This is a genomic window from Candidatus Erwinia dacicola, assembly GCF_001756855.1.
GTDB classification, from domain to species: Bacteria; Pseudomonadota; Gammaproteobacteria; order Enterobacterales; family Enterobacteriaceae; genus Erwinia; species Erwinia dacicola.
Genome location: NZ_MAYS01000562.1, coordinates 1 through 1,375, shown reverse-complemented (window position 1 = coordinate 1,375; position 1,375 = coordinate 1). Strand labels below are relative to the sequence as shown.

Genomic DNA, 1,375 nt, shown 5'->3' with positions numbered 1-1,375 from the left:
CAGGGGAAACCCTGATGGAAGACCGAAACAGTTCTGACGTGCAAATCGATTGTCAGAATTGAGTATAGGGGCGAAAGACCAATCGAACCATCTAGTAGCTGGTTCCCTCCGAAGTTTCCCTCAGGATAGCTGGTGCATTTAAAAATTATGTAAAATAATCTTATCTGGTAAAGCGAATGATTAGAGGCCTTAGGGTCGAAACGACCTTAACCTATTCTCAAACTTTAAATGGGTAAGAACCTCACCTTTCTTGATATGAAGGTTGAGGTTATGATATAATGTGCCCAGTGGGCCACTTTTGGTAAGCAGAACTGGCGCTGTGGGATGAACCAAACGTAATGTTACGGTGCCTAAATTAACAACTCATGCAGATACCATGAAAGGCGTTGGTTGCTTAAAACAGCAGGACGGTGGACATGGAAGTCGTAATCCGCTAAGGAGTGTGTAACAACTCACCTGCCGAAGCAACTAGCCCTTAAAATGGATGGCGCTTAAGTTGTATACCTATACATTACCGCTAAAGTACATGATTTATAATACAATTTCGGTTGGATTATAAATTTTGAAACTTTAGTGAGTAGGAGGGTACAATGGTGTGCTTAGAAGTGTTTGGCGTAAGCCTGCATGGAGCCGCTATTGGTACAGATCTTGGTGGTAGTAGCAAATAATCGAATGAGACCTTGGAGGACTGAAGTGGAGAAGGGTTTCGTGTGAACAGTGGTTGATCACGAGTTAGTCGGTCCTAAGTTCAAGGCGAAAGCCGAAAATTTTCAAGTTTTAATGAAATGAAATGAATGAATTTTTATTCCATAGTAATTAAACACTTGAATAATTTTGAACGAAAGGGAATACGGTTCCAATTCCGTAACCTGTTGAGTATCCGTTTGTTATTAAAAATGGGCCTTGTGCTCATCCTGGCAACAGGAACGACCATAAAGAAGCCGTCGAGAGGTATCGGAAGAGTTTTCTTTTCTGTTTTATAGTCGTACTACCATGGAAGTCTTTCGAAGAGAGATATGGTAGATGGACTAGAAGAGCATGACATTTACTGTTGTGTCGATATTTTCTCCTCGGACCTTGAAAATTTATGGTGGGGTTACGCAAACTTCTCAACAGGCCGTACCAATATCCGCAGCTGGTCTCCAAGGTGAAGAGTCTCTAGTCGATAGAATAATGTAGGTAAGGGAAGTCGGCAAATTAGATCCGTAACTTCGGGATAAGGATTGGCTCTGAAGATTGAGATAGTCGGGCTTGATTGGGAAGCAATACCATGGTTTATGTACTCGTTCTGGGTAAATAGAGAATTTCGATTCTTGTTCCCCGGATAGTAGTTACGTAGCCAATTGTGGAACTTTCTTGCTAAAATTTCTAAAGG

Annotated in this window: 1 rRNA gene; it reads left to right on the top strand. The window is 41.6% G+C overall.

Annotated features, from left to right (window positions below):
* Positions 1-1,375: ribosomal RNA gene (locus BBW68_RS19265) — 23S ribosomal RNA — on the top strand; the annotation flags it as partial.